This is a genomic window from Mesorhizobium sp. Arg314, from assembly GCF_053714275.1.
In genome coordinates this window covers 1-1,676 of the sequence record NZ_JBSKBP010000155.1, presented here as the reverse complement: position 1 = coordinate 1,676, position 1,676 = coordinate 1, and the positions used below count along the sequence as shown (strand labels likewise).

Sequence of the window (1,676 nt, the reverse complement as noted above, 5' to 3'; positions counted from 1 at the left end):
ATAGATGGGGCTCGTCCCGATATCGCCATAGACCACACCGAGCGCGCCAAGCATCAACAACGTAGTACTTTGTTTCTTAGCCGAGCCGGGATGTTCCGCTAGTTGCCAACCGTCACCATTGTTGGCAGAGTCAACGACAGCCATTCGTGTGCTCCCACAGGTTCTGCCTCTACGGCCAACCCGATTGTGCGTTTGCGAGGCGCGCCCCTTGCGCTGGGCAGCCTCGGCCGATTGGGCGCACGACGCGGACTGGGAGGAGATCGCTGCACTGCCGCTATCGGCCGAGGCATCTGGAAATTGCTAACAGGGACCGCCGTGTTGAAGTCGACTGGCACGTCACCCGGCCGACTATCGCTCAACCAGAAATATTAGCAATTCATAACACGTAATCCAGGGTTAAATCACACGAATATCCATTATTAAACTGTGCAATTTGAGATTTATTGATCCTCTATACGGAACAGACACCTGCATAATATCACGAATTCCTATTTGTTATTGATACATTAACTATCGTCGAGTGGCTTCTGGAAGTCAATATTTTCATGGTTTCAGATGTAGCATTTCGGAGGGAACGCGTCTCGCGCGGCGGCCCGATCATGGCCAAATGGCGCCTGCACCATCACCGGAAAAGTTTCCTCTACGAGCATTTCGCGGAGATCTGCGGCATCTGCCGCGCCTATGGCGTGTCCTTGTCCCTGGGCGATGGCCTTCGCCCCTGCTCGATCGCCGACGCCAACGACGCGGCGAACTCGCGCGAGCCCGAGAGAGCCGAGATATCCTGGACGTCCTCCGCAAGCGCGGAGGCAGTGGCAGGCAAAGCCGGAAACAATAAATCAGACAACGTGGCGTTTCATCAGCCTTGGCGAGGGCCAGAATGGCCTGATCGCACTGCGTGATCTCGGCATCGAGTTCGCTAAGTTGGCGCACCAAAACGTCTCGTGTGGGAATGCCCGGGATCGCCAACGCGCCGCAGAAGAATGTTTGGCGCGCCGAGCAGTGCGCCCGGCCTCATTCAGCTCCAGCAGCGGCGCATATAGCGCATCCCAGCGGCGGCAGCGATAATCGCAACCGCCCGTGCTTACGAACACGGTCGGGCGCCCGATCAACGGACCTTCTCCCTGGACCGTTGGCCCGTTTCGCTGATGCGGATGCTCCCCTTCATGGACGGTACTCCGCCCACGTTTTCGGGGTCTCGCTGATGCGCAGCCGCGACCTCGGCCCACCGCTCACTGCACCAGTCATAGATCCACTTGGCAATGACCTCGCTGGTCGTGCGGTCATGTCCGAGGACCTCATTGAGGTGACGATGATCCAAGGTGTTATCGATGAGCGCCTTGAGTTCCGACAGTTCGCGGTAGTCGCGGAAAAAGCCGACCGAATCGAGCGTGGCCGATTGCAACGCGACCTCGACTTCTTAGTTGTGGCCTTGCAGCCGGGCGCAAGGGTGATCCGCCGGCAGGCCGCCGATCACAGTGATGCCGAAAAGGCAAACCGTTTGGTGATGGTGGACATGACTGCGCGCTCTAGTGCCGTTGTGTTGCCTGGTAATCCTGGCAAGCTTCGATCCAGTAATCCGGGTCTTCGTAAGATGTTGGATCGTTTTGAGCAGCCAGGTGAAAGGCCTCGCGCCGCTCGACGCAGGTGCCGCAACGACCGCAATGGTGAGCCCCGCC

General features: G+C 58.2%; 4 pseudogenes. 1 reads left to right on the top strand and 3 read right to left on the bottom strand.

The features are described 5' to 3' along the window. Nucleotides 1-578 precede the first annotated feature (578 nt). A pseudogene (locus ACWGS9_RS34745) lies at nucleotides 579-785 on the top strand (phosphomethylpyrimidine synthase ThiC); the annotation flags it as partial. Nucleotides 786-1,031: 246 nt separating this feature from the next. On the opposite strand, the pseudogene ACWGS9_RS34740 reads toward ACWGS9_RS34745, so the two are convergent. From ACWGS9_RS34740 to ACWGS9_RS34730, 3 pseudogenes are all read right to left on the bottom strand, one after another. After that, nucleotides 1,032-1,136: pseudogene (locus tag ACWGS9_RS34740) on the bottom strand (7-carboxy-7-deazaguanine synthase QueE); the annotation flags it as partial. A gap of 25 nt (nucleotides 1,137-1,161) precedes the next feature. Next, a pseudogene (locus tag ACWGS9_RS34735) lies at nucleotides 1,162-1,515 on the bottom strand (6-pyruvoyl trahydropterin synthase family protein). A gap of 11 nt (nucleotides 1,516-1,526) precedes the next feature. Beyond that, nucleotides 1,527-1,676: pseudogene (locus tag ACWGS9_RS34730) on the bottom strand (7-cyano-7-deazaguanine synthase QueC); the annotation flags it as partial.